The sequence below is a fragment of the Rhodobacter capsulatus genome, assembly GCF_052363185.1.
In the GTDB taxonomy this organism is placed as follows: Bacteria; Pseudomonadota; Alphaproteobacteria; order Rhodobacterales; family Rhodobacteraceae; genus Rhodobacter; species Rhodobacter capsulatus_E.
Genome location: NZ_CP198955.1, coordinates 483,675 through 507,281, shown reverse-complemented (window position 1 = coordinate 507,281; position 23,607 = coordinate 483,675). Strand labels below are relative to the sequence as shown.

Below are 23,607 nucleotides of genomic sequence, written 5' to 3'. Positions count from 1 at the left end.
GCCGTTAACATTCAATGCCGCAGGGCGATGGGGTCGCGTCATGGTCGGACTGTTTCATCGCGTGATCGGGAACTGGCGGCAACGCAAGGCCGGGACGGCGCGTGTTGATGCCTCTCCCTCTGCGCGCCCGGCGCGGGGCCCTGTCGATCATGTGGTGCTGCTTGACGGCACGCTTGGCTCGCTGTCGCAGGCGCATCTGACTTCGATCGGGGTGATTTACCGCTTTTTGCGCCGGGCCTCGCCGCGGGCCTCGGTCTATTATGGCAAGGGGCTGCAATATCGCGAATGGCGCGATCTCAAGGACATCTGGCTGGGCTGGGGGGTGGAGGCGCAGATCCTGCGCGCTTATGGCTGGCTGGCCATGCGCTATCGGCCGGGCGACCGGATCTTTCTGATCGGCTATTCCCGCGGCGCCTTTGCCGCGCGCTCGCTGGCCGGGCTGATCGACCGGGTGGGCCTATTGCGCAAGGATGCCGCGACCGAACGCAACGTGGAACAGGCCTGGCGGCATTACCGGGCCGAGGTCTCGCCCACGGCCTTTCGCGATGCGCTCTGTCATGCGACCGCGCCGATCGAGATGGTCGGCGTCTTCGACACGGTGGCGGCGCTGGGGGTGCGGCTGCCGCTGTTCTGGACGCTGAGCGCGGACCGGGTGCGGTTTCACGATCATCGGCTGGGCCGGTCGGTCCGGCACGGGTTTCAGGCGCTCGCCCTGCACGAGACGCGGCCGGTGCTCTCGCCGCTTCTGTGGAACAGCGACGGCACCGGCGCCACGCGGATCGAACAGGTCTGGTTTCGCGGCTGTCATGCCGATGTGGGCGGGCAACTGGCCGAGTATGATGCGGCCCGGCCCTTGTCGAACATTCCGCTGGTCTGGATGCTGGAACAGGCCGAGGGTCTTGGCCTGGCCCTGCCCGCGGGCTGGCGGGCAGAGTTTCCCTGCGATCCTGCCGCCCCTTCGGTCGGCAGCTGGGGCGGCTGGGGCAAGTTCTTCATCATGCGCCAGCCGCGCCGGGTGGGCGTGGACGGGTCGGAGCGGCTGCACGATTCGGTGCGCAAGCGCAAGCTGGAATGGTGGATCCGCGTCGGCACCGGGCTGAAGCGCCGCGGCCCGAGACCGGACCTGGCGCTGGCGCCCTATCCGGCCGAGGCCCCCATGATCAGACATGTGGCGGTGCCAAGGGCATAGGTCTTGCCATCGGTCAGCCCGACGATTTCCCCCCGCGCGACCCCGGTCGACCGTCCGACATGCTCGACCCGGCCGATGGCGCGGACCTCGGTGCCCAAGGGAATCGCGCGCAGCATGTTGACCTTGTATTCGGTCGTCGTCTGATACTGCCCGCGCTTCAGCCCGGTGATCACCGCACAGGTCAGCGCCGTATCCAGAAGCACCCCATACCAGCCGCCATGCACGCCGCCAAAGGCGTTGGTGTGCTCGTGCCCCGGCGTGCCGGTCACTTCGACCAGACCGGGCTCGACCCGGGTGATGCGATAATTGCAGCCGCGCGCAAAAGTCGTCGTCGGCACCTGCCCCGCCAGCATCGCCCGCATGTACTCAAGCCCGGTCATCGCCTGCACCTCATTGAGCGTCAGGAAATCCGCGGGGCCAGCGGCATATTTCGGTTCGGTCATCTCTCTCTCCCTTTGCGCCAGCGTGACGCAGGGGAAAGAAACGGAAAAGGGGGCCGAAGCCCCCCGTGAAAGTTCCGTTGCGTCAGATCCGCCGATCGGATCAGGCGACGTTTTCCAGCACCACATCCGGGTTGACGCCCAGCGCATGGCAGACGTCGCGGGTCATTTGCGGCCGGTTCAACGTGTAGAAATGCAGATCCTCCACCCCGCCCGCGATCAGGTTGTCGCACAGCTCCGTGCACAGCGCCGTGGCCAGCAGCTGTTCGCGGTCGTCGCGGATCGCATGGTCGAAGGCCTCTTCGACCCAGGTCGGGATCGAGGTGCCGCAGCGCTGCGCAAAGCCCTTGGCGCCTTTCCAGGACTGGATCGGCAGAATGCCCGGGATGATCTTCGCGGTGATCCCTTCCTTCACGCAGGCATCGCGGAAGCGGAAGAAGGTCTCGGCCTCAAAGAAGAATTGCGTGATCGCCGAGGTGGCGCCCGCCTCGCATTTCCGTTTCAGCCAACGCACATCGGCGAAAGTGTCGGCGGCTTCCGGATGCGGTTCCGGGTAAGCGCCGCAGCGCAGCGTGAAGCGGCCGTCCTTGGCCAGCCATTCGATCAGATCGACCGAGGAGGCGAACCCCTCGGGATGGGGCGTGAAGCGGGCGGCGCCTTTCGGCGGATCCCCGCGCAGCGCGACGATCTCGGTCACGCCGGCGTCGGCATAAGCGTCGATGATCTCTTGCGTTTCGGCTTTCGTCGCATCGACGCAGGTCAGATGCGCGGCGACATTCAGCCCGTAATTCTTGTGGATCGCCGCCACGGCCTCATGCGTCAGCTTGCGCGTGGTACCGCCCGCGCCATAGGTCACGGACACGAAACCGGGCTTGAGCGGCGCCAGAACCTGCGCCGTCTCCCACAGCCGGAACGAGGCATCAAGCGTCTGCGGCGGGAAGAATTCAAAGCTGACATGCGGCGTGGTCATCGGGGGCGTCCTTTTTGTGTTGCCCCCTTGTCGCCGATTCCGCGATGTGAGACAAATTCATAATCTTCAAGAAGGTGATGAGGCCGCCTCATAATGCACATCGAGTTTCGGCATCTGCGCACGATCAAGGCCATTCACGATGCAGGCGGTCTGGCAAGGGCCGCCGACATCCTGCACATCACGCAATCGGCGCTGTCGCATCAGGTGAAGGGTCTGGAAGATCAGGCGGGCGTCGAGCTTTTTGCGCGTCGCTCCAAGCCCTTGCGCCTGTCCGCGGCGGGGCTGAAACTGCTGCGCTTGGCCGAGCGCATCCTGCCCGAGATCGACGCGACCGAGGCGGAATTCGCCGCGATCCGGCAGGGACGGGCCGGGCGGCTGCATATCGCCATCGAATGCCACGCCTGTTTCGACTGGCTCTTTCCGGTTCTGGAAGCCTTTCGCCGCATCTGGCCGGAGATCGACATCGACATTCGCCCGGGCCTCGCCTTCACCGCGCTGCAGGCGCTGGCGCGCGAAGATGTCGATCTGGTGATCTCCTCCGACCCCGAGCGGATCGAGGGCATCACCTTCAACCCTCTGTTCGACTATTCGCCCACCTTCATCGCTTCGGCCAACAGCCCGCTGGCCGCGAAACCCTTTGTCGTGGCCGAGGATTTCGCCGATCAGACGCTTTTGACCTATCCGATCGACCGGGCGCGGTCGGATGTGTTCTCGCTGCTTCTGACGCCCGCCAAGGTGGAGCCGAAAGCGCATCGGCAGGTGGAACTGACGACGGTGATCCTGATGCTCGTCGCCTCGGGGCGGGGCGTCGCCGTGCTGCCCGACTGGGTGCTGCGCGAGGCGAAATACCAGCCCGACTATGTCACCAAGCGCGTCACCGAACAGGGTCTGACGAAGCGGCTTTATGCGGCCACGCGCGAGGAAGACGTGACAGAGCCCTATATGGCGCATTTCCTGCGGCTGGCGCGGACGGAACCGGTGAAGCTGCAGCGGGCGTAAGCCCCGTCACGCAAGGGTGATGTAACCGTCACAAAGTTGCGCGTGACGGCCCCGCGGCCCCGGCGTTAGATCGCGGCTTCAGTCCGAGGACCTCCGATGACCGCCATTCCCCAGCCGCGCGCCGCTCAGGCGACCGTGTTCCCGATCCTTCTGGCCGTGTCCGCCTGTCACATGCTCAATGATGTGATGCAGTCGATGCTGTCCTCGATCTATCCGATCCTGAAGGCGGATTTCGCGCTGCAATATTGGCAGATCGGGCTTTTGACGCTGGCCTTCCAAGGCACGGCCTCGCTTTTGCAACCGGCGATCGGGATTTACACCGATGCGAAACCGCAGCCCTGGTCGCTGCCGCTGGCGTCGTGCTGCACCTTTCTGGGCGTGATGGGGCTGGCCTTTGCGCCAAGCTACCCGGCGCTGATCGCGGCGGCGATGCTGGTGGGGCTGGGCTCGGCGATCTTTCACCCGGAAAGCAGCCGCGTCGCCCGCGTCGCCTCCGGCGGGCGGTTTGGCCTTGCGCAATCGGTGTTTCAGGTCGGCGGCAATTTCGGCACCTCGATCGGTCCGCTGCTGGCGGCCTTCGTCGTGCTGCCCTTCGGCCGCCCCTCGGTCGCGATCTTTGCCGCGCTTGCCGTGCTGTCGGGGATCGTGCTGATGCAGGTCAGCCGCTGGTATGCCAGCCATCTGGCCGCGCGGGCGAAAAGGCCGGTGGACAAGACCCTGCCGCTGTCGCGCGGCCGCACCATCGCCGCCATCTCGGTGCTGGTGATCCTGACCTTTTCGAAGAACGCCTATATGGCGTCCTTGCATTCTTACTACACCTTCTACCTGATCGAGAGTTTCGGGGTGGATACCCGCACCGCGCAGCTGATGCTGTTCCTGTTCCTTGGCTCGGTCGCGGCCGGAACCGTGCTGGGCGGGCCGATTGCGGATCGTTTCGGCCCGATGGTGGTGATCTGGATCTCGATCCTGGGCGTGCTGCCCTTCACCCTTGCCTTGCCGCATGTGGGGCTGATCGCCTCGGGCGTGCTGACGGTCTGCATCGGGCTCATCCTCGCTTCGGCCTTTTCGGCCATCGTCGTGCTGGCGCAGGAACTGTTGCCGGGCCGTGTCGGCATGGTGGCGGGGATCTTCTTCGGCCTCAGTTTCGGCATGGGCGGCATCGCCGCGGCGGGGCTTGGGGTGATGGCCGACCACTGGGGCATCCGCACCGTCTATCTGATCTGCTCCACCCTGCCGGTGCTGGGGGTGCTGACGATCCTGCTGCCGAGGCGCGCCGAATTGATCCGCGGCTGACCTCTTGGAATCTTTACCCGTGCCGTGTAAGGCAGGCGCTTGTGACCTAAGGAGTCCCCGATGCAAGGCAGTGCCAACCTCAACCTGATGATCAAGGCCGCGCGCAAGGCGGGGCGGGCTCTGGTGAAGGACTTCCGCGAGGTCGAGAACCTGCAGGTTTCGGCCAAGGGTCCGGGGGATTTCGTCTCCAAGGCCGACCGCGAAGCCGAACGGATCATCAAGGAAGAGCTGCGCGGCGCGCGTCCGACCTATGGCTGGCTGGGAGAGGAAACCGGCGAGGAAGCGGGCGAAGACCCGACCCGGCGCTGGATCGTCGATCCGCTCGATGGCACCACGAACTTCCTGCACGGGCTGCCGCATTGGGCGGTGTCGATCGCGCTCGAACACAAGGGCGAGGTTGTCGCGGGCGTCGTCTTCGACGCCGCCAAGGACGAACTTTACTATGCCGAAAAAGGCCTTGGCGCCTTCATGAACGAAAGCCGGCTGCGCGTGTCGGGGCGGCGCAACATGATCGAGGCACTGTTTGCGACGGGCGTGCCCTTTGGCGGCCGCTCCACCCTGCCCGCGACGCTGCAGGATCTGGCGCGGCTGATGCCGGTCTGCGCGGGCGTGCGCCGCTTCGGCTCGGCCGCGCTCGATCTCGCCTATGTCGCCTCGGGCCGTTACGACGGCTATTGGGAACGCGGCATCAACGCCTGGGACATGGCGGCCGGTCTGATCCTGGTCAAGGAAGCGGGCGGCTTCGTCGGCCCGGTGCGCGAGGGTCGGACGATCTTCGAAAGCGGCACGGTGATCGCGGGCAATGGCGAGCTGTTCGAGCCGCTGTGCAAGATCATCCGCGCCGCGAACTGACCGGCAAGCCATGAACGAAGGGCGAACATCGCCCTGACCGTTCACCACTTGTTCACCCCGATGTGACAGAGTTCCTGCATCACCAGAAGGGGATGCACGATGCTTCACGACGCTGCCTGGACGCTTGCCGGAAACCTTTACAGCTCTGCCCGCCCTGCCGGGGCGCTCTTCCCGCTCGAATCGGCGATGGACGAGCTTGGCCGGGCCGCCCGCGACATTGCCTTTGCCGAAACCGCCGATGTGATCGCGGTGAACCGCATCAGGGTCTTGCGCGACATGATTTCCGCCTGCCGCAGCGAAATCGCGCTGCAGCAGGACCGGACCGTGGCGCTGGAACTGGCCGCGGCGATTGACGGCCTTGGCGCGGAACTGACCTCGTTCGAGGAAACCCTGCCGCTGGAACGCGCCTTTCGCGCCGATCAGCGCGACAGCGCTGTGGCGCGGATCGAGGCGGCGCAATCGCGCCTGCGCGGTTTCATCGACAGCGCGGGACTGGAACCCGCCCAGTTCGATCCCGCGTTAAGCCGGGACGAGGCGGTGGAACTGGCGCTGGCGGCGCTGGAACGCAGCCCGGCGCAGATCATCGCCGCCGCCCGGCTCGAGGCCGAGGCACGTCTGGCCGGGGCGCCGATCCCGATGCCCGAGGGCGCGCCCTTCCATTTCACCCAGCCCGAGGGCTGGACGGCCTGGCTTGCCGCGCGGATCGCCGAACGGGTCGGCCGCGGCATGTCGGAAAGCCCGGCGCAGGGCTGAGCAGGCCCCCGCAGACCGCCCAGACTGTCCGAAATCCGCCGCGACCAGCCCCTGTTCCGACTCGCCTGCCGGAACAGGGACGATCTTACAGCTTCAGCGCCGTCACCGGGTCGATCGCGGTCAGCCCCTGCGCCGCGCCGACCGGAGCACAGGTGATCCGCCCCGCATGGACATTGAGCCCGGCCAGAAGATGCGGATCGTCGGCACAGGCCTGCCGCCAGCCCTTGTTCGCCAGCGCCAGCAAAAACGGCTGCGTCGCATTGCCCAGCGCCTGCGTCGAGGTCCGGGCCACGGCGCCGGGCATATTCGCGACGCAATAGTGAATGATTCCATCCACTTCGTAGATCGGGTCCTGATGCGTCGTGGCCTTTGAGGTCTCGAAGCAGCCGCCCTGGTCGATCGCCACATCGACCAGCACCGCGCCCGGTTTCATCGTCTTCAGCATCGCGCGGCTGACCAGTTTCGGCGCCGCCGCCCCCGGCACCAGCACCGCGCCAATCACCATGTCAGCGTCCCGGATCAGCTCGGCCGTGGCGGCGCGGTCGGAATATTGCGTCGTCAGCCGCCCCATGAAGACATCGTCGAGATAGCTCAGCCGCGGGATCGAACGATCCAGCACCGTCACATGCGCCCCCATCCCGGTCGCCACCCGCGCCGCCGCCGTGCCGACAACGCCGCCGCCGATGATCACCACATGGGCCGGACGCACCCCGGGCACGCCGCCCATCAGCACACCGCGCCCGCCATTCGCCTTTTGCAGCGCCCAGGAGCCGACCTGCGGCGCCAGCCGCCCCGCCACCTCGGACATCGGCGCCAGAAGCGGCAGCCCGCCCATGCGGTCGGTCACGGTCTCATAGGCGATGCAGGTGGCCCCGGATTTGAGCAGATCCGCGGTCTGTTCCGGATCGGGCGCCAGATGCAGATAGGTGAAGAGCACCTGCCCGGGGCGCAGCTGCGCCCGTTCGGCGGCCTGCGGCTCCTTCACCTTGACCACCATCTCGGCCTCGGCCCAGACCGTGGCAGCATCGGCCGCGATCTCCGCCCCGGCGGCGACATAATCGGCATCGGCAAAGCCCGCGCCCAGCCCCGCCCCGGCCTCGATCAGGACCGCATGGCCCTGCGCCACCGCCTCCTGCGCCGCGGCGGGCGTCATCCCCACCCGGAATTCCTGCGGCTTGATCTCTTTCACGCATCCGATCTTCATGGCGTTCCTCCCTGCCATTTCTGCCCCCACTCTGCGCTGGTTGACATGAAAAATGCGTTCAAATGTGCTTGCAAAACAGACAATTTAACGGCCATATCTTCGATCAATCCGACTAATCCTCGAAGAAAATTGCGCCCCCATGAGCCTTGACGCCACAGATCGTCGCATTCTGACCGTGCTGCAAAAGCAGGGCCGGATCTCCAATGCCGAATTGTCCGAGCGGGTGAACCTCTCCGCCTCGGCCTGTCACCGCCGGGTGCAGCGGCTTGAGGACGAGGGCTACATCAAGGATTACGTCGCCCTGCTCGATGCCCGCCGCCTGGGCCGTCCGACCACCGTCTTTGTCGAGATCACGCTGTCGGGTCAGGCCGACGAGGTGCTGGAAGCCTTTGAACGCGAGGTGAAAAAGATCCCCGACGTGCTCGAATGCCATCTCATGGCGGGCTCGGCCGATTACCTGCTGAAGGTCGTGGCCGAGGATACCGAGGATTTCGCCCGCATCCACCGCTCGAAACTGGCGCGGCTGCCGGGGGTGCAGGGCATGCAAAGCTCCTTCGCGCTGCGCACCGTCTTCAAGACCACCGCCCTGCCGATCTGAGGGGCCCGGGACGCGCAGAAAACCAAAAACCCCCGGTGGCTGGGCCACGGGGGTTCGCGGTGCGGGCGAGCCCGCCAGCGTTATCAAACGCCTCTTAAAGTGCGCCTTCGCGCTGAGCTTTCTTCCGCGCCAGTTTACGGGCACGGCGAACGGCTTCAGCTTTCTCGCGCGCTTTCTTCACGGACGGCTTTTCGAAATGCTGCTTGAGCTTCATTTCGCGAAAAACCCCCTCGCGCTGAAGTTTTTTCTTCAGGGCACGAAGCGCTTGTTCGACGTTGTTGTCGCGAACGCTGACCTGCATGTGGTGTCACCACCTTCCTAAGTTTGAGTTGCATCAGTTTGCAGGAAGCGGCCATATAGCAAAGGTCCGGACATTTGTCCACCGCTGCCGCGCAAGGGAAAAGCAATGAAAAACGACCATTTGGAGGCATCGCGCCTGCGGGCCGACCTGCTCGAGGCGATCACGCCGCATGTGCCTTTCGATGGCTGGTCCGATCCGGCCTTTGCGGCGGCGGTGACCGATATCGGCGTCGATCCGACGCTGGCGCGTCTGGTCTGCCCGCGCGGCGCCATCGATCTGGCGGCAGACTATCACCGCGCCGCTGACCGCGCCTTGGCCGAGGCGCTGAAATCGCAGGATTTTCAGGGCCTTCGCTTCCGCGACAAGGTGGCGGCGGCAGTCAAGATGCGCATCGGCCTTGTCGATGCGGAACTCGTGCGCCGCGCCAGTTCCGCCTTTGCCCTGCCGCAAAACATGGCGCTGGGCGGGCGGCTCGTCTGGGAAACCGCCGATACGATCTGGCTTGGCCTTGGCGATGAAAGCCGCGATTACAACTGGTATTCCAAGCGCTTGACGCTTTCGGGGGTGTTTTCGGCGACGGTGCTGTTCTGGATCGGCGACGAAAGCCCCGGGCAGGCCGACACCTGGGCCTTCCTCGATCACCGGATCGAAAACGTGCTGCAGTTCGAAAAGCTCAAGGGCGGGCTGATGCGCCTGCCCGGCCTGCGCGGCGTTCTGGAAACGATTCGCGCGCCCGAGCCGAGGATCGCGCCCGGCAGTCTTTCGGCGCGGGGGGAAACGCTGTGACCGCCCTGCCGCAGGTGATGCGCTGCATCGAGATCACCGCCCCCGGCGGCCCCGAGGTGCTGAAACTTGCCAGCCGCGCCGTGCCGGTGCCCGGTCCGGGCGAAATCCTGATCGAGATCGCCTTTGCCGGGGTGAACCGCCCCGACGCGCTGCAACGCGCGGGCGCCTACAAGGCCCCGCCCGGTGCCTCGGATCTGCCCGGGCTCGAATGTTCGGGCCGAATCGCCGCGCTGGGCCCGGGCGTGTCGGGCTGGTCGGTGGGCGATGCGGTCTGCGCGCTGCTGCCGGGCGGCGGCTATGCCGATTATGCGACCTGCCCCGCCGCCCATGCCCTGCCCGTCCCCGCGGGGATCAGCCTGCGCGACGCCGCCTGCCTGCCCGAGACCTGCTTCACCGTCTGGTCAACCGTGGTGATGCGCGGCGGCCTGACCGCGGGCGAGCGTTTCCTTGTGCACGGCGGCTCCTCGGGCATCGGCACGACGGCGATCCAGATCGCCCGCGCGCTGGGCGCCCGGGTCTGGGCCACCGCGGGCAGCGCGGAAAAATGCGCCGCCTGCGACGCCCTGGGCGCCACCGCGATCAACTACCGCGAAGCCGATTTCGCCGAGATCCTGCGCGCCGAAGGCGGTGCGAACCTGATCCTCGACATGGTCGGCGGCAGCTACATCGCCCGCAATATCAAGGCGCTTGCCGATGACGGGCGGCTCGTCTTCATCGCCTTCCTCGAAGGCCCGAAGGCCGAGATCAACTTCGCCCAGGTGATGCTGCGCCGCCTGACCCTCACCGGCGCGACGCTGCGCCCGCAATCCGACGCCGCCAAGGCCGAAATCGCCCGGCAGCTGCGCGCCCAGGTCTGGCCGATGATCGAAGCGGGCAAGGTGAAGGTGGTGCACGACAGCACCTTCGCGCTGGAAGAGGCCCCAGCCGCCCATGCCCGCATGGAATCCAGCGCCCATATCGGCAAGATCGTGCTGCGCGTTTCCTGAAAACGCCCCCCGGAAAGGGCGTATTTGCACCAAGAAAAAACACAGCTGCTTTTTCTTGGTCCAAATACGCCCTTGCCCCCGCTATCGCACGCGCTCCATCACCGCATCGGGCTTGCGGCAATCGCGCCGCACATCCGCCCCGCACCGCCGCGGCACCAGATCCTTCGTCAGGCAGATCCGCACCTCGTCGATCCGCTCGCCCGCGCAGGTCACCGTCACCATCTCGGGCGAAAGCCGCGGATTGGCATCCAGAAACGCCTGTTCGACGGCTTCGGCTGGCAGCCGGACATCCCGCGCAAGCTGCTGAAACGGAACGGGAATGGCGACACTCTCATAGGCCTGCCGCGCCGTCGCGAAATAGTCCGCGGCGGTCAGCCCGGAACAGCGGCCGTGTTTCTTCCACTGATACCAGGCCGCGCCATCCGAGCCCATGACATCCGCCATCGCCGCCGATTGCGCCCGCGAGGGATCGCGGGCCGTGGTGCGGCAATAGCTCGGCCAGCCCGCCTCATATTGCGGCCAAAGCCCGTGCAAGACGAAATCCGCCCCGCTGCCCGGATCGCATTGCCGGGCGTTCCGGCCCTTGCCGTCGGTCGCGCACCAGCCGGGCGACCAGCTCAGCGCCAGCACATAATAGTCGAAATCTCCGGCCCGCTCGCCCTCGGCAAGGGCGTGACAGGCGAGCAGAACTGCGGCACAAATGGCGAAAAATCTCATTTTCTCTTTCCTCCGCAGCCATTCGGCCCTATATGGATACGCAATTCCCCACCAGAGATGGACCGCGGCCGGGGGGAACCCGGGCCGCAGCCGGTTTCTCGGCCCGGGAGAGATATGTGTAAAGGATCGCTCCGATGACGAACAAGCCCCTGATGGCGAAGGCCACCGCCGTTTGGCTCGTGGACAATACGACGCTGACCTTCAAACAGATCGCCGATTTCTGCTCGATGCATGAACTGGAAGTGCAGGGGATCGCCGACGGCGACGTTGCCGTGGGGGTGAAGGGGTTTGATCCGGTCGCCTCGAACCAGCTTGACGCGCGCGAGATCGAAAAGGGCGAGAAGGACCCGCTTTACAAGCTGCGTCTGAAATTCAACGCCGCCGCCGTGGGCGAGGACAAGCGCCGCGGCCCGCGCTACACGCCGCTGTCGAAACGGCAGGACCGGCCGAATGCGATCCTGTGGCTGGTCAAGTTCCACCCGGAACTGGCCGATGCGCAGATCGCCCGCCTGGTCGGCACGACGAAACCGACCATCGCCTCGATCCGCGAGCGGACCCATTGGAACATCGGCTCGATGACCGCCATCGACCCGGTGGCGCTGGGCCTGTGCCGTCAATCCGAACTGGACAGCGAAGTGCAGAAGGCCGCGAAGAAACGCGCCGCCGATGGCGTGATGAGCGATGACGAACGCCGCAAGCTGGTCTCGACCGAACAAAGCCTCGGCATGAGCCCCGAACCGCGCCTGCCCGGCGGCATCGAGGGCTTCGGCCTCGACCCGCGCGAGGAAGAGCGGGAAGATCCGAAGGATTTCTCGGATGCCGACAGCTTCTTCAACCTGCCGCATGGCGACGACGACGAGGACGAAGACGACAGCCACGATCCGCGCCGCTGATCGCTTCGACGCGAAAAAACCAAGGGCCCCTCCGGCGACAGACGGGCCCTTTTTCAATCCTGAAGATGCGGACGCTCTGGTTTTATCTTGCCGCAAATATCCCGGGGGTCCGGGGGCGGAGCCCCCGGCGGGTCGCCTCGGGCGCCAGCCCGAAGGCGAAATCCTGCGCGGCTCAGAACTGATCGGCCGAGAGCCCCATCACCACCTCGGAGCCGCTTTCGATCCGCGCCAGATGCAAGCCGCAGGCGGGCAGCTGCCGCGCCATGTAATAGCGCCCGGTGGTGATCTTCGCCTCGTAGAAGGCCCGGTCCGAGGCCCCGCCATCCAGCGCCGCATGGGCCGCCGCGGCCATCCGCGTCCACATCAGGCCAAGGCAGACATGCCCCATCAGATGCATGAAGTCATAGCTGCCCGAGAGCGCCGCATCCGGGTTCTTCGCGGCGTTCTGCATGAAGAACATCCCCGCCGCCTGCATCTGCTTTGACGCCACCTTCAGCGGATCGGTGAAAGGCTTCATCCGCTCGTCGCCGTCATGCGCCTTGCACTCGGCCTTGACCATCTCGAAGAAGCCCATCAGCGGCTTGCCGCCCCCGGCCGCCAGCTTGCGCCCGACAAGGTCCAGCGCCTGCACCCCGTTCGCGCCTTCGTAGATCATGGCAATCCGGGCATCGCGGACGAACTGGCTCATGCCCTGTTCTTCGATATAGCCATGCCCGCCCCAGACCTGCTGCGCCTGCACGCAGGCCTCAAACCCCTTGTCGGTCAAAAAGCCCTTGATCACCGGCGTCATCAGCGAGATCAGCCCCTCGGCCTCGGCATCCTGCAGCCCATGCGCGCGGTCGATCAGCGTCGCCCCCCAGAAGGTGAAGGCCCGCGCCCCCTCCAAAAAGCTTTTCTGGTCCATCAGCGCGCGGCGGATGTCGGGATGCACGATCAAGGGATCGGCCGGACCGGCGGGGTTGGCAACCCCGGTCACGGCCCGACCCTGCAGGCGGTCCTTGGCATAGGCAAGCGCCGCCTGATAGGCGGCCTCGGCCACCGCATAGCCCTGCAGACCCACGCCCAGACGCGCCTCGTTCATCATCGTGAACATCGCGCGCATGCCCTTGTGCAACTCGCCCAGCAGATAGCCCGTCGCACCGTCATAATTCATCACGCAGGTGGCCGAGCCGTGAATGCCCATCTTGTGCTCGACCTTGCCGACGCTGACCGCATTGCGGGCGCCCAAGGAGCCATCGGCGTTCACCAGGAATTTCGGCACGATGAAAAGCGAAATCCCCTTCGTCCCCTCGCCGCCGCCGGGCGCCTTGGCCAGCACCAGATGGATGATGTTCTCGGCCAGATCGTGATCGCCCGCCGAGATGAAAATCTTCGTGCCGGTGATCTTGTAGCTGCCGTCCGCCTGCGGCTCGGCCTTGGTGCGGAGCAAACCCAGATCGGTGCCGCAATGCGGCTCGGTCAGGTTCATCGTCCCGGTCCAGTCGCAGGCGATCATCTTCGGCAGATAGGTCGCCTTTTGCGCGTCCGTGCCATGCGCCTCGATCGCCGAAACGGCGCCATGCGTCAGGCCCTGATACATGTTGAAGGCCATGTTGGCGGAAACGAACATCTCGCCCACGGCGCAGTTGATCACATAGGGCATCCCCTGCCCGCCATAATCGGGGTTGCAATCGAGCGCCGTCCAGCCGCCTTCCTTCATCGCGGCAAAGGCCTTGTCAAACCCAGCAGGCACGCGCACGGCGCCGTTTTCGAGCCGGCAGCCCTCGTGGTCGCCCACCGCATTCAAGGGCGCCAGCACCTCGGAGGCGACCTTGCCTGCGGCATCCAGCACGGCCTCGGTGAACTCGCGTTCCAGATCGGCATAGCCGGGCACATCCTGCCCGGAGATCTTCAGAAGCTCATGCAGCACGAACTGCATGTCACGGGTGTTTGCGGTATAGTTCGGCATGGTCCTCTCCCTTGTCCGGTCTGCCCGGGGCGGGGATCACTCGGCCATGCCGGCAAACCTCTCCTCGCCCCAGGCGATCTGCGCCGCCAACTCCTCGATCGCCTGACCGAGTTCGTCGCGCTGACGCTCCATCTCCCTCAGCCGCTGACGCGCCAGTTTCAGCGTCTCGGCCATCTGCGTCTTCTGCTGGTCCCCCATGTCATAAAGGTCCAGCAGCTGACGAATATCCTCAAGGCTGAAGCCAAAGCGCTTGCCGCGCAGGATCAGTTTCAGCCGCGCCCGGTCGCGCCGGGTGAACAGCCGCTTCTGCCCCTCGCGCAGCGGAAACAGCAGCTCCTTCGCCTCGTAGAACCGCAAGGTGCGGGGCGTCACCTCGAACGCATCGCACATCTCGCGGATCGTCATCATGTCGTCACTCATCATGCCGCCCCTTGCTTCCCTTTGCGTAACGTAAGGCGGCAGATCGAGTTTCCACCATCACATTACAAGTTTGGTTGACGTCCGCGTCACTGTAACGTGGCGTCACGGTTACGTTGACGTAATGTCAGCGAAAAAACTGCCGGAAAATGGAAATCACGCCCCCCGCGACGGCGGGCAAGACAATGACGCGCACCGCAAGTCCGCCCCGACGCCAGGATCGATTCGAAGGTCAGTCGACGATGATTCTGGCGACATCGTCGCGCAGGGCCCGCAGATCGGTGATCGCGGCCTGCAGCTCTTCAAGCTGCTTGCCCAGCACGCCCAGCTGCCGGTCGGCCAGTTCGATCCAGGCGCGGTTCTGCGCCTCGGTGCCCTGATGATCATAGATCAACAACCACTGCCGCAGCTCTTCCAGACTGAAGCCGAACCGCCGCCCGCGCAGGATCAGCGTCATCCGCGCCACTTCGCGCGGGCCGTAATAGCGTGCCCTGCCCTCCTTTTGCGGCGAGAGCAGCTCGATATATTCGTAATAGCGCAGCGTCCGCGGCGTGACGTCGAACCGCGCGCACATCTCCTTGAAGCTCAGCACTTCTGCCATGGCTTGCTCCCCCTCGCGCGCGAAGCTAACCCGCGGTTGACGCAGCATCAACCACTCTCGCGCCGCGCGCGGCTTGCCTTGACCGCAACGTCACGGCATCGTGGCCAAAACCGGAGGGCACATGGACGAGGCAAAGCTGAAACAGGCGCGGATGTTCATCGAGGCGATCCCGCATGCCCGCGCCCTGGGGATGCGGCTGGACGCGATCGGCGGCGGCGCGGCGGAACTCTCGATGGACTGGCGCGAGGATCTGGTGGGCGATCCGCGCACCGGGGTCATTCACGGCGGCGCGGTCTCGGCGCTCTTGGACACCTGCTGCGGCGCCGCGGTGATGAGCCACCCCGAGGCGCCCGCGGGCACGGCGACGATCGACCTGCGCATCGATTACATGCGCGCGGCCACGCCGCGCCAGCGCATCACCGCCCGGGCCGAGGTCTATCACATCACCCGCACCGTCGCCTTCCTGCGCGCCACCGCCCATGACGAGGAAGCGGGCCTGCCCGTCGCCTCGGCCACCGGCGCCTTTACCGTCGAACGCCCGAAAGGGGGTGCGCAATGAGCCGTCCGAAACCCGAACCCGTGCATCTGGTCAAGGGCCGCCGCGATGCCGCCCTGCGCGCTTTGGTGTCGGGCGTGCCCTATATCCGCTTCCTCGGCATCAGCTTCGACCGCCGCGGCGACGAGCTGACCGCCGTGCTGCCCTATGACGACAAGCTGATCGGCAATCCGCTGATCCCGGCGATCCACGGCGGGGTGACGGCGGCCTTCCTTGAAGTGTCGGCGATCATGGAACTGAGCTGGACGCTTTTGTGGGAGGATATGGAGGCCGGGCGGATCGATCTGTCCGCCCCCGACCCGGTTCTGCAGCGACTGCCGAAAACCATCGACTTTACCGTGGATTACCTGCGATCCGGCCTGCCGCGCGATGCCTATGCGCGGGCGCGGGTGAACCGCTCCGGGCGGCGCTATGCCAGCGTTCATGTCGAAGCCTGGCAGGACAACCGCGCGAAGCTTTTCGCCCAGGCGACCGGACATTTCCTGATGCCGGACCGCGCGGAATGACGCCCATCACCCACGGCCGGGTGCTGCGGATCGCGGCCCCGATCGTGATTTCGAATGCGACCGTGCCGCTTCTGGGCGCGGTCGATACGGCGGTGGTGGGCCAGATGGGGCAGGCCGCGCCCATTGGCGCCGTCGGTCTTGGCGCGGTGGTGCTGGCCTCGGTTTACTGGATCTTCGGCTTCCTGCGCATGGGCACCACCGGCCTTGTGGCGCAGGCCAAGGGCGAGGGCGACAGTCTTGAAATCTCGGCCGGGCTCATTCGCGCCGTGGGGATCGGGCTGGCCGCGGGGCTTTGCCTGATCGCGCTGCAGGTGCCGATGCTCTGGGCCGCCTTTCAGATCGCCCCCGCCTCGGACAGGGTCGAGACTTTGGCGCAGGACTACCTGTCGATCCGGATCTGGGGGGCGCCGGCGACGATTTCGCTTTACGCCTTCACCGGCTGGCTGATCGCGCTGGAACGCACCCGCGCCGTGCTGGTGCTGCAACTGCTGATGAACGGGCTGAATGTAGGGCTGGATCTGTGGTTCGTGCTCGGCCTTGGCTGGGGGGTGAAAGGGGTGGCGGCGGCCACATTGATCGCGGAACTCTCGGGGCTGGCGCTGGCGCTCTGGCTGGCCCGAAGCGCCCTCGTGCCGGGGCTGAGCCGGGCGGTGATCCTGGCCGCCGCGCCGCTGAAACAGATGGCGCGGGTCAATACCGACATCATGATCCGCTCGGTGATCCTGCAGGGCAGCTTCACCGCCTTTCTGTTTCTGGGCGCGGGACAGGGTGATGTGAAACTCGCCGCCAATCAGGTGCTGCTGCAGTTTCTGGAAATCACCGCCTATGCGCTCGACGGCTTCGCCTTCGCGGCGGAAAGCCTCGTCGGGCAGGCGGTCGGCGCCCGCTCGCCCGCCCGGTTACGCCGTGCGGCGATCCTTGCCTCGCAATGGGGCGCAGGCGGTGCGGCGCTCTTGGCGGCAGCCTTCCTGCTCTTCGGCGGGGCGATCATCGACACCATGACCACCGCGCCCGAGGTGCGGGAAACGGCCCGGCACTACCTGCCCTGGATGGGCCTCGCGCCGCTCGTCGGCATTGCCGCCTGGATGTTCGACGGCATCTTCATTGGCGCGACCCTGACGCGCGAGATGCGCAACGCGATGCTGCTCTCGGTCGCGATCTACATCGGTGCGCTCTGCGCGCTGATCCCGGCCTTCGGCAATCACGGGCTCTGGGCGGCGCTGATGGTGCTGAACCTTGCCCGCGGCGTGACGATGGCGCGGCTTTATCCCCGGGCCGAGGCGAAAGCCGCACCGGCGCAGGGGGGCGCTGCCCCCCTCTGAGCTGCGCTCATTCACCCCCCGGGATATTTGCGGCAAGATAAAGGGGGCTTTGCTTTTATCTTGCCACAAATATCCCGGGGGTGCGGGGGCAGAGCCCCCGCCTGCACCGCTCAGCGCGAGCGGATCATCCCCATGATCTCAAGCGTCTTTTGCAGGATCGGCTGGGCGATCGCATCGGCCTTCTCGGCGCCCAGGCCCAGAATCCGGTCGATCTCGGCGGGGTCGTTCATCAACCGGCTCATCTCGGTCGAGATCGGCTCCAGCTTCGACACCGCCAGATCGGCCAGCGCCGGTTTGAACACGCCAAAGCCCTGCCCGGCGTATTCAGCCACCACCTCGGCGGGGGTCTTGTCGGCCAGCGCGGCATAGATGTTCACAAGGTTGCGCGCCTCGGCCCGGCCCTCAAGGCCCTCAAGGCTCTCGGGCAGCGGCTCGGGATCGGTCACCGCCTTGCGGAACTTCTTCGCGATCGTGTCGGCATCGTCGGTCAGGTTGATCCGGCTTGCATCGGAGGGATCGGATTTCGACATCTTCTTGCTGCCATCGCGCAGGCTCATCACCCGGGTCGCGACGCCCTCGATCAAGGGCAGCGGCGCCGGGAAGAAATCGACGCCGTAATCATGGTTGAACTTCGCCGCGATGTCGCGGGTCAGCTCCACATGCTGCTTTTGATCCTCGCCCACCGGCACCATCGTCGCGTGGTAAAGAAGGATGTCGGCCGCCATCAGCGAGGGATAGGCGAACAGCCCCAGCGACTGCTTTTCGGCATTCTTGCCCGCCTTGTCCTTCCACTGCGTCATGCGGTTCATCCAGCCCATCCGCGCGACACAGTTCAAAAGCCAGCCCAGTTCCGCATGGGCCGAGACCTGGCTTTGGTTGAACAGCACCGACCGCGCCGGGTCGATGCCCGAGGCGATGAAGGCCGCCGCCGCCTCGCGGGTCTGTTTGCGCAGCGCCTCGGGGTCTTGCCAGACGGTGACCGCATGCAGATCGACCAGGCAATAGACCGTTTCGATGCCCTCGTCCTGCTTTTCGGCAAAGCGCTTCAGCGCGCCCAGATAATTGCCCAGCGTCAGATTGCCCGAGGGCTGGATGCCGGAAAAGATCCGCGGCGTGAACTTGGCGTTGATCTCTTCGGGGGTAGGTTGCGAGAGTTCGGACATCTGGGCGCTCCGGGCTGGAAATTCGGATGCCTTGCGCTTATCGCTAAAGGGCGCGGGGCGTCAATGACACCCCCAAAGGAGGGACAATGCACCACGGCCATGACGAGCAACCGCTGAACCCGCTGCCCCCCGTGGTCTGGCTGCTGGCGGCGCCGATCATCGTGACGGAAATCCTGTTCGCGCTGGGCAGCACAGGCGCCCTGGGCGCGCAGGCGATGGGCTGGCGGCTGGCGATCCTGGGCCAGCTGGGCTTCGATCCGGTGGGCTTTCGCCATATGGCCGAGATCGGGCAATGGTCGGTGCAAGATCTGGCGCGGCTCGTCAGCTATGCCTTTGTCCATCTGAGCCTGACCCATGCGGCGATGGTGGTGGTCTTCATTCTGGCGATCGGCAAATTCGTCGGCGAGGTCTTTGCCGGTTGGGCGGTGGCCGCGGTCTATCTGGGATCGACGGTGCTGGGCGCGCTTGTCTATGCCGCGCTGCCCTTTCCCCAGATGATGCTGATCGGCGGCTATACCGGGGCTTACGGGTTGATCGGGGCCTTCACCTGGATCCTGTGGATGCGGCTGGGGCGGGGCGAGCCGAACCGGATGCGGGCCTTTTCGCTGATCGGCATGCTGGCGGGGCTGCAGGTCGTCTTTGCCGCGCTGTTCGGCACCGGGCCGGACTGGATCGCGGAATTTTCCGGCTTCGGCGCCGGGTTCCTGCTCAGCTTCTTCGTCGCCCCGGGCGGCTGGCGGCATCTGTTGCGCAAGCTGCGCAAGCGCTGATCAGCCGCGGCGGCGGCGCAGCATGCCCTTCAGTTCGCCAAAGCCATAGGCGCCGATCAGCGCGCCCAGCGCGAAGTAAAGCGCGATGCCCGAGCCGCACAGAAGACCCAGCGCCCCCCAGCGCGCCGCCCCCGGCTGCGCCAGCTGCGGCGCCAGCCAGTCGGCGGCAAACCAGAGCTGCACCCCCATCACGCCCGAGACCAGCGCGATCCGCCACAGCCTGCGCCAGAACCTTGCATCGGGGCGGGCGGCCGCGCCCATCTTGCGCGCCCCCCACCAGAGCTGGCCGACCATCACCCAGCCCGAGACCGTGGTGGCCAAGGCCGCAGCGACAAAACCCATCACCGGCATCATGCCAATGGCAAACGCGGCATTCACCCCCATCGAGACCAGCGCATAGTGGAACGGGCGGCGGGTATCCTCGCGCGCGTAGTAAAGCGGTTGCAGCACCTTTTGCAGCACGAAGGCGGGCAGGCCGAGCCCATAGGCCGCCAGCGCCAGGGCGGTGGCCACGGTATCCTCGGGCTGCCAGGCGCCGCGGTCATAGAGCACCGAAATCAGCGGGGTGGAGATCACCACCAGCGCCACGGCGGCCGGAACGGTCAGGAACAGCGCGAATTCCGCGCCGCGCGAAAAGCTGTCGCGGGACTGCGCCTCCTCGCCCGCGCGCAGATGACGCGAGAGCACCGGCAGAAGCACCGTGCCAATGGCGATCCCGACAACGCCCAAGGGCAGCTGGTAAAGCCGGTCGGCATAGGAAAGCCAGGCCACCGCGCCCTCGGTGAAGGAGGCCACCTGACGACCGACCAGAAGGTTGATCTGCACCACGCCGCCCGCCAGCACCGCAGGCCCGGCGATGATCAAGAGCCGCTTCAGATCCGGGGAAAACCGCGGCAGGCCCGGCAGCAGCGTATAGCCCAGCCGATGCGCCGAAACCCAGGTCAGGGCGAATTGCGCGACGCCGGTGATCGGCACCGTCCAGGCCAGCGTCAGCCCCATGTCCCAGCCCGCCCGGTCCGCCAAGGCCATCGCCAGGATGAAGATCAGGTTCATCAGAACGGGCACCAGCGACGCCTCGGTGAAGCGGCCGAAGGCATTGAGAACCCCCGACAAAAGCGCCACAAGCGAGATGAAGAAGATGTAGGAAAAACCGATCTGACCATAGAGCACCGCCAGATCGAAGCGCGCATCACCCGCAAAGCCCGAGGCCATCGCCCAGACGAGCCAGGGCATCGCCAGCGTGCCGATCAGGGTAAAAAGCAGCAGAACCGCCGTCAGCCCCTTGAAGGCGTCTTTCGCGAAACCCAGCGCATCCTCGCCGCCTTCCAGCTTTTTCGCGAACATCGGCACGAAGGCCATGTTGAAGGCGCCCTCGGCGAAGAAGCGGCGGAACATGTTGGGCAGCGAAAAGGCGACCAGAAAGGCCTCGGCCACCGGACCCGAGCCCAGATATGCCGCCATCATCATGTCACGGGCAAAGCCCAGAAGGCGGGACCCGAAGGTCCAGCCGCCCACGGTCAGAAAACCGCGGACCAGTCGAATGGGTTTCATGCCTGCCCTGCCCGTTCGGCGCCGCGGATGATCGCATCGCGCAGCCGTTTTTCCAGCGATTCCTGCCGCTGCCCCGAATGCAGCTTCAGCCCGAACATGTCCTTGACGTAGAAGGTGTCGACCACCTGCGCGCCATAGGTCGCGATCACGGCCGAGGCGATATAGATGTTCGACGAGGCCAGCGCCCGGGTCAGGTCATACAGAAGCCCGGGCCGGTCGCGGGTATCGACCTCGACGATCGTGTAGATGTCGGAGCCTTCATTGTCGAAGGTGATATGGGTCGGAAAGCGGAATTCGCGTTCGCGCTTCTTGATCTTGTCGCGATCCTTCAGCGCATCGCGGGCCACCACCTCGCCCTTCAGCGTCTTTTCGATCATGCCCCGCAGCCGCGGCAGCCGGGCGGCTTCATAGGGGTGGCCCTCGCTGTCCTGCACCCAGAAGACCGCGGTCGCATAGCCGTCCTTCGAGGTATAGGTGCGGGCATCGACGACATTCGCGCCCACCAGCGCCAAGGCGCCCGCCAGCCGCGAAAAGATCCCCGGATGATCGGACAGCGCAAAGGCCGCCCGCGTCGCATCGTGATCCAGATCGGGATGCAGGTCGATGCGGATTTCGTCATCGCCAAGGCCGCGCAGCAACTCGGCAAAGATCGCATGGGTGCCGGTCGTCAGCCCCTGCCAATAGGGGTCGTAATGGCGGCCCAGTTCGGCGCGGATCTCGCGTTGCTCCCAGCCGGTCAGCGCCTCGCGCAGCGCCTTTTTCGCCTCGTCGGTGCGTTGCTCGCGGTTCACCGCCTCCAGCCCGTGTTCCAGCGCCGTCGTCGTGTCGGAATAAAGACGGCGCAAGAGCGTCGCCTTCCAGTTGTTCCAGACATTCGGGCCGACACCGCGGATGTCGCAGACGGTCAGCACGGTCAGAAGATCGAGCCGCTTGCGCGTCTTCACCTGCTTGGCGAAATCGCGGATGGTGCGCGGGTCCGACAGATCGCGTTTCTGCGCCACGTCCGACATCAACAGGTGATGGCGGATCAGCCATTCGACCGTCTCGCATTCGTCGGCATTCAGACCCAGCCGCGGCGCCACCTTGCGGGCGATCTGCGCGCCCAGGATCGAGTGATCCTCGGGCCGGCCCTTGCCGATGTCATGCAGCAGCAGCGCCACATACAGCACCCGCCGGTTCACGCCGGTATCCAGAATATGCGACGAGAGCGGCAATTCCTCGATCAGCTCGCGCCGCTCGATCTGCGCCAGCGTCGAGATGCACTGGATCGTGTGTTCGTCCACCGTGTAGCTGTGATACATGTTGAACTGCATCATCGCCACGATCGGCTCGAATTCGGGGATATAGGCCGCCAGAAGGCCCAGCTCGTTCATCCGCCGCAGCACCCGTTCCGGGTTGCCATGCTTGAGCAGCAGATCAAGGAAGATATGCGCGGCCTCGCGGCTCTCGCGCAGCTGGTCGTCGATCCGGTCCAGATTGGCCGCGATCAGCCGCATCGCATCGGGATGCAGCAGCATGTTGGTGCGCAGGGCTTCCTCGAAGATGCGCAGGAAGTTCAGCGGATCGGCCAGAAAGGCCCTTGTGTCCGCGACGTTGACGCGGGAAATATCGTCAAAGAACGGCGCTTTCAGCGGTTTCTTGCGCCGGAACAGCCGCTTGAGCACCGGCGCCGGTTTCGCATGCTGCGCCTCAAGCACGGTGAGGAAGACTCGCGTCAGCTCGCCCACCCGCGTCGCATGGCGGAAGTAGTGCTGCATGAAGACCTCGACGCCGCGACGGCCCGCGGCATCGGCAAAGCCCATGCGCCGCGCCACCTCGACCTGCGCGTCGAAAGACAGCTGATCCGAGGCGCGGTTGGCGATCAGATGCAGATGGCAGCGCACCGCCCAGAGGAAATCCTCGGCCTCCTGAAAGACCGCATATTCCTCGGCGGTGAAGACGCCAAGCCCGACCAGATCGGCGGTGTCATTGACGCCATGCAGGTATTTCGCGATCCAGTAGAGCGTCTGCAGATCGCGCAGCCCGCCCTTGCCCTCCTTGACGTTGGGTTCCAGAACATAGCGCTGCCCGCCCTGACGGCGATGGCGCTCGGAGCGTTCGGCCAGTTTCGCCTCGATGAATTCGGGGCCGGTGCCCTTGAACAGATCGTTGCGCAGGGTCTGGTTCAGCCGCTCGGCCAGGGCCGCATCGCCATCGAGATAGCGGTTTTCCAAAAGCGCGGTGCGGATGGTGATATCCTCGCGGCCAAGCCGGATGCAATCTTCCACCGTGCGCGAGGCATGGCCGACCTTCAGCTTCAGATCCCACAGCATGTAAAGCATGCTCTCGATCACGCTTTCGGCCCAGGGGGTGATCTTCCAGGGCGTCAGGAACAGCAGATCGACATCGGAAAAGGGCGCCATCTCGGCCCGGCCATAGCCGCCGACGGCCAGAACCGAGATCCCCTCGGCCGCGGTCGGCACCTGCGGCGGATGCAGCCGCGTGGTGGCGACGTGAAAGACGGCGCGGATCAGCCCGTCGGTCATCGCGGCATAGGCGGCGACGGTCTCCCCGGCCTTGCGCGGATGACGGCCGAAATCGGCGGTGATCTGCGGCAGCGCGGTTTCGCGTTCGGCCAGCAGAAAGCGCACCGTCTCGGCGCGGAGGTTGCGGGCATCGGTGCCCTGCAAAGTCGCCTCCAGCGCGCGGGTCAGGGCGGGAAGATCGAAAAGCAAGCTCGCCCCGGCGGGGGCCGGGGCGGGAGTGGCAGGGTCGGTCACGGCGGGCTCATGGTCCTTGGGGCCTTTCGGCGG

Annotated in this window: 24 protein-coding genes; 13 read left to right on the top strand and 11 right to left on the bottom strand. The window is 65.8% G+C overall.

Annotated elements, in window-relative coordinates; translation table 11 throughout:
- Positions 1-40: 40 nt before the first annotated feature.
- Positions 41-1,189, top strand: coding sequence for a DUF2235 domain-containing protein (locus ACTTAG_RS02595; RefSeq protein ID WP_444464050.1), 1,149 nt, complete (start codon positions 41-43; stop codon positions 1,187-1,189).
- Here ACTTAG_RS02595 and ACTTAG_RS02590 read toward each other — a convergent pair.
- Positions 1,138-1,632 carry a PaaI family thioesterase gene (locus tag ACTTAG_RS02590; protein ID WP_444464049.1) on the bottom strand — a complete coding sequence of 165 codons (495 nt, stop codon included), beginning with the start codon at positions 1,630-1,632 and terminating at the stop codon, positions 1,138-1,140. The genes ACTTAG_RS02595 and ACTTAG_RS02590 overlap by 52 nt on opposite strands.
- A gap of 100 nt (positions 1,633-1,732) precedes the next feature.
- Positions 1,733-2,599 carry a methylenetetrahydrofolate reductase [NAD(P)H] gene (gene metF, locus ACTTAG_RS02585; RefSeq protein WP_444464048.1) on the bottom strand — a complete coding sequence of 289 codons (867 nt, stop codon included), beginning with the start codon at positions 2,597-2,599 and terminating at the stop codon, positions 1,733-1,735.
- Positions 2,600-2,692: 93 nt separating this feature from the next.
- Here metF and ACTTAG_RS02580 point away from each other — a divergent pair, with 93 nt between their 5' ends.
- From ACTTAG_RS02580 to ACTTAG_RS02565, 4 genes are all read left to right on the top strand, one after another.
- The gene (locus ACTTAG_RS02580; RefSeq protein WP_444464047.1) at positions 2,693-3,598 is read left to right on the top strand and encodes a LysR family transcriptional regulator; all 906 of its coding nucleotides are present in this window, start codon (positions 2,693-2,695) and stop codon (positions 3,596-3,598) included.
- Between the two features lie 96 nt (positions 3,599-3,694).
- Positions 3,695-4,891 (top strand): MFS transporter, encoded by a 1,197-nt coding sequence (locus ACTTAG_RS02575; RefSeq protein ID WP_444464046.1) that lies wholly within the window; start codon positions 3,695-3,697, stop codon positions 4,889-4,891.
- Positions 4,892-4,951: 60 nt separating this feature from the next.
- Positions 4,952-5,743, top strand: coding sequence for an inositol monophosphatase family protein (locus ACTTAG_RS02570; RefSeq protein ID WP_444464045.1), 792 nt, complete (start codon positions 4,952-4,954; stop codon positions 5,741-5,743).
- A 99-nt stretch (positions 5,744-5,842) separates the two neighbouring features.
- Positions 5,843-6,496, top strand: coding sequence for a hypothetical protein (locus tag ACTTAG_RS02565; RefSeq protein WP_444464044.1), 654 nt, complete (start codon positions 5,843-5,845; stop codon positions 6,494-6,496).
- A gap of 85 nt (positions 6,497-6,581) precedes the next feature.
- On the opposite strand, the gene ald is transcribed toward ACTTAG_RS02565, so the two are convergent.
- Positions 6,582-7,700 (bottom strand): alanine dehydrogenase, encoded by a 1,119-nt coding sequence (ald, locus tag ACTTAG_RS02560; protein WP_444464043.1) that lies wholly within the window; start codon positions 7,698-7,700, stop codon positions 6,582-6,584.
- Positions 7,701-7,839: 139 nt separating this feature from the next.
- On the opposite strand from ald, the gene ACTTAG_RS02555 reads away from it, so the two are divergent.
- Entirely contained in the window at positions 7,840-8,298 is a 459-nt protein-coding gene (locus ACTTAG_RS02555) for an Lrp/AsnC family transcriptional regulator (protein ID WP_444464042.1), read from the top strand.
- Between the two features lie 94 nt (positions 8,299-8,392).
- On the opposite strand, the gene rpsU is transcribed toward ACTTAG_RS02555, so the two are convergent.
- Positions 8,393-8,599 (bottom strand): 30S ribosomal protein S21, encoded by a 207-nt coding sequence (gene rpsU / locus ACTTAG_RS02550; protein ID WP_011748553.1) that lies wholly within the window; start codon positions 8,597-8,599, stop codon positions 8,393-8,395.
- 105 nt (positions 8,600-8,704) lie between these two features.
- Here rpsU and ACTTAG_RS02545 point away from each other — a divergent pair, with 105 nt between their 5' ends.
- Entirely contained in the window at positions 8,705-9,385 is a 681-nt protein-coding gene (locus tag ACTTAG_RS02545) for a COQ9 family protein (protein ID WP_444464041.1), read from the top strand.
- A 17-nt stretch (positions 9,386-9,402) separates the two neighbouring features.
- Positions 9,403-10,371, top strand: coding sequence for an NAD(P)H-quinone oxidoreductase (locus ACTTAG_RS02540; RefSeq protein ID WP_444465181.1), 969 nt, complete (start codon positions 9,403-9,405; stop codon positions 10,369-10,371).
- 81 nt (positions 10,372-10,452) lie between these two features.
- On the opposite strand, the gene ACTTAG_RS02535 is transcribed toward ACTTAG_RS02540, so the two are convergent.
- Positions 10,453-11,088, bottom strand: a complete 636-nt coding sequence (locus ACTTAG_RS02535) for a ribonuclease T2 family protein (protein ID WP_444464040.1) — start codon at positions 11,086-11,088, stop codon at positions 10,453-10,455.
- Between the two features lie 134 nt (positions 11,089-11,222).
- Here ACTTAG_RS02535 and ACTTAG_RS02530 point away from each other — a divergent pair, with 134 nt between their 5' ends.
- Positions 11,223-11,981: a DUF1013 domain-containing protein gene (locus ACTTAG_RS02530; protein ID WP_444464039.1), complete on the top strand. Its 759-nt coding sequence runs from the start codon at positions 11,223-11,225 to the stop codon at positions 11,979-11,981.
- A 172-nt stretch (positions 11,982-12,153) separates the two neighbouring features.
- Here ACTTAG_RS02530 and ACTTAG_RS02525 read toward each other — a convergent pair whose 3' ends face one another.
- The 3 genes from ACTTAG_RS02525 to ACTTAG_RS02515 form a co-directional block, all read right to left on the bottom strand.
- Positions 12,154-13,929 (bottom strand): acyl-CoA dehydrogenase C-terminal domain-containing protein, encoded by a 1,776-nt coding sequence (locus ACTTAG_RS02525; protein WP_444464038.1) that lies wholly within the window; start codon positions 13,927-13,929, stop codon positions 12,154-12,156.
- 36 nt (positions 13,930-13,965) lie between these two features.
- On the bottom strand, positions 13,966-14,349 hold the full coding sequence (locus ACTTAG_RS02520) for a MerR family transcriptional regulator (protein WP_444464037.1): 384 nt from the start codon (positions 14,347-14,349) through the stop codon (positions 13,966-13,968).
- Positions 14,350-14,578: 229 nt separating this feature from the next.
- A complete protein-coding gene (locus ACTTAG_RS02515; RefSeq protein ID WP_444464036.1) occupies positions 14,579-14,947 on the bottom strand; it encodes a MerR family transcriptional regulator in 369 nt (122 codons plus the stop codon).
- A gap of 121 nt (positions 14,948-15,068) precedes the next feature.
- On the opposite strand from ACTTAG_RS02515, the gene ACTTAG_RS02510 reads away from it, so the two are divergent.
- From ACTTAG_RS02510 to ACTTAG_RS02500, 3 genes are read left to right on the top strand one after another with little or no spacing between them, the layout of a single operon-like run.
- Positions 15,069-15,506: a PaaI family thioesterase gene (locus ACTTAG_RS02510; RefSeq protein WP_023913917.1), complete on the top strand. Its 438-nt coding sequence runs from the start codon at positions 15,069-15,071 to the stop codon at positions 15,504-15,506.
- Positions 15,503-16,009, top strand: a complete 507-nt coding sequence (locus ACTTAG_RS02505) for a PaaI family thioesterase (RefSeq protein ID WP_444464035.1) — start codon at positions 15,503-15,505, stop codon at positions 16,007-16,009. Before ACTTAG_RS02510 ends, ACTTAG_RS02505 begins: the two co-directional genes overlap by 4 nt.
- Positions 16,006-17,331, top strand: coding sequence for an MATE family efflux transporter (locus ACTTAG_RS02500; protein WP_444464034.1), 1,326 nt, complete (start codon positions 16,006-16,008; stop codon positions 17,329-17,331). Before ACTTAG_RS02505 ends, ACTTAG_RS02500 begins: the two co-directional genes overlap by 4 nt.
- A gap of 110 nt (positions 17,332-17,441) precedes the next feature.
- On the opposite strand, the gene trpS is transcribed toward ACTTAG_RS02500, so the two are convergent.
- On the bottom strand, positions 17,442-18,494 hold the full coding sequence (trpS, locus tag ACTTAG_RS02495) for a tryptophan--tRNA ligase (RefSeq protein ID WP_444464033.1): 1,053 nt from the start codon (positions 18,492-18,494) through the stop codon (positions 17,442-17,444).
- Between the two features lie 86 nt (positions 18,495-18,580).
- On the opposite strand from trpS, the gene ACTTAG_RS02490 reads away from it, so the two are divergent.
- Positions 18,581-19,264, top strand: a complete 684-nt coding sequence (locus ACTTAG_RS02490) for a rhomboid family intramembrane serine protease (protein WP_444464032.1) — start codon at positions 18,581-18,583, stop codon at positions 19,262-19,264.
- Here ACTTAG_RS02490 and murJ read toward each other — a convergent pair whose 3' ends face one another.
- Positions 19,265-20,815, bottom strand: a complete 1,551-nt coding sequence (gene murJ / locus ACTTAG_RS02485; protein WP_444464031.1) for a murein biosynthesis integral membrane protein MurJ — start codon at positions 20,813-20,815, stop codon at positions 19,265-19,267.
- Positions 20,812-23,574, bottom strand: a complete 2,763-nt coding sequence (locus ACTTAG_RS02480; RefSeq protein WP_444464030.1) for a [protein-PII] uridylyltransferase — start codon at positions 23,572-23,574, stop codon at positions 20,812-20,814. The genes murJ and ACTTAG_RS02480 overlap by 4 nt, the downstream gene beginning before the upstream one ends.
- Positions 23,575-23,607: the final 33 nt, after the last annotated feature.

Excerpts from the sequence above, each read along its gene's own strand:
- ACTTAG_RS02595 (WP_444464050.1), top strand. The coding sequence starts at position 41 with ATGGTCGGACTGTTTCATCGCGTGATCGGGAACTGGCGGCAACGCAAG.
- ACTTAG_RS02590 (WP_444464049.1), bottom strand. The coding sequence starts at position 1,632 with ATGACCGAACCGAAATATGCCGCTGGCCCCGCGGATTTCCTGACGCTC.
- metF (WP_444464048.1), bottom strand. The coding sequence starts at position 2,599 with ATGACCACGCCGCATGTCAGCTTTGAATTCTTCCCGCCGCAGACGCTT.
- ACTTAG_RS02580 (WP_444464047.1), top strand. The coding sequence starts at position 2,693 with ATGCACATCGAGTTTCGGCATCTGCGCACGATCAAGGCCATTCACGAT.
- ACTTAG_RS02575 (WP_444464046.1), top strand. The coding sequence starts at position 3,695 with ATGACCGCCATTCCCCAGCCGCGCGCCGCTCAGGCGACCGTGTTCCCG.
- ACTTAG_RS02570 (WP_444464045.1), top strand. The coding sequence starts at position 4,952 with ATGCAAGGCAGTGCCAACCTCAACCTGATGATCAAGGCCGCGCGCAAG.
- ACTTAG_RS02565 (WP_444464044.1), top strand. The coding sequence starts at position 5,843 with ATGCTTCACGACGCTGCCTGGACGCTTGCCGGAAACCTTTACAGCTCT.
- ald (WP_444464043.1), bottom strand. The coding sequence starts at position 7,700 with ATGAAGATCGGATGCGTGAAAGAGATCAAGCCGCAGGAATTCCGGGTG.
- ACTTAG_RS02555 (WP_444464042.1), top strand. The coding sequence starts at position 7,840 with ATGAGCCTTGACGCCACAGATCGTCGCATTCTGACCGTGCTGCAAAAG.
- rpsU (WP_011748553.1), bottom strand. The coding sequence starts at position 8,599 with ATGCAGGTCAGCGTTCGCGACAACAACGTCGAACAAGCGCTTCGTGCC.
- ACTTAG_RS02545 (WP_444464041.1), top strand. The coding sequence starts at position 8,705 with ATGAAAAACGACCATTTGGAGGCATCGCGCCTGCGGGCCGACCTGCTC.
- ACTTAG_RS02540 (WP_444465181.1), top strand. The coding sequence starts at position 9,403 with ATGCGCTGCATCGAGATCACCGCCCCCGGCGGCCCCGAGGTGCTGAAA.
- ACTTAG_RS02535 (WP_444464040.1), bottom strand. The coding sequence starts at position 11,088 with ATGAGATTTTTCGCCATTTGTGCCGCAGTTCTGCTCGCCTGTCACGCC.
- ACTTAG_RS02530 (WP_444464039.1), top strand. The coding sequence starts at position 11,223 with ATGACGAACAAGCCCCTGATGGCGAAGGCCACCGCCGTTTGGCTCGTG.
- ACTTAG_RS02525 (WP_444464038.1), bottom strand. The coding sequence starts at position 13,929 with ATGCCGAACTATACCGCAAACACCCGTGACATGCAGTTCGTGCTGCAT.
- ACTTAG_RS02520 (WP_444464037.1), bottom strand. The coding sequence starts at position 14,349 with ATGAGTGACGACATGATGACGATCCGCGAGATGTGCGATGCGTTCGAG.
- ACTTAG_RS02515 (WP_444464036.1), bottom strand. The coding sequence starts at position 14,947 with ATGGCAGAAGTGCTGAGCTTCAAGGAGATGTGCGCGCGGTTCGACGTC.
- ACTTAG_RS02510 (WP_023913917.1), top strand. The coding sequence starts at position 15,069 with ATGGACGAGGCAAAGCTGAAACAGGCGCGGATGTTCATCGAGGCGATC.
- ACTTAG_RS02505 (WP_444464035.1), top strand. The coding sequence starts at position 15,503 with ATGAGCCGTCCGAAACCCGAACCCGTGCATCTGGTCAAGGGCCGCCGC.
- ACTTAG_RS02500 (WP_444464034.1), top strand. The coding sequence starts at position 16,006 with ATGACGCCCATCACCCACGGCCGGGTGCTGCGGATCGCGGCCCCGATC.
- trpS (WP_444464033.1), bottom strand. The coding sequence starts at position 18,494 with ATGTCCGAACTCTCGCAACCTACCCCCGAAGAGATCAACGCCAAGTTC.
- ACTTAG_RS02490 (WP_444464032.1), top strand. The coding sequence starts at position 18,581 with ATGCACCACGGCCATGACGAGCAACCGCTGAACCCGCTGCCCCCCGTG.
- murJ (WP_444464031.1), bottom strand. The coding sequence starts at position 20,815 with ATGAAACCCATTCGACTGGTCCGCGGTTTTCTGACCGTGGGCGGCTGG.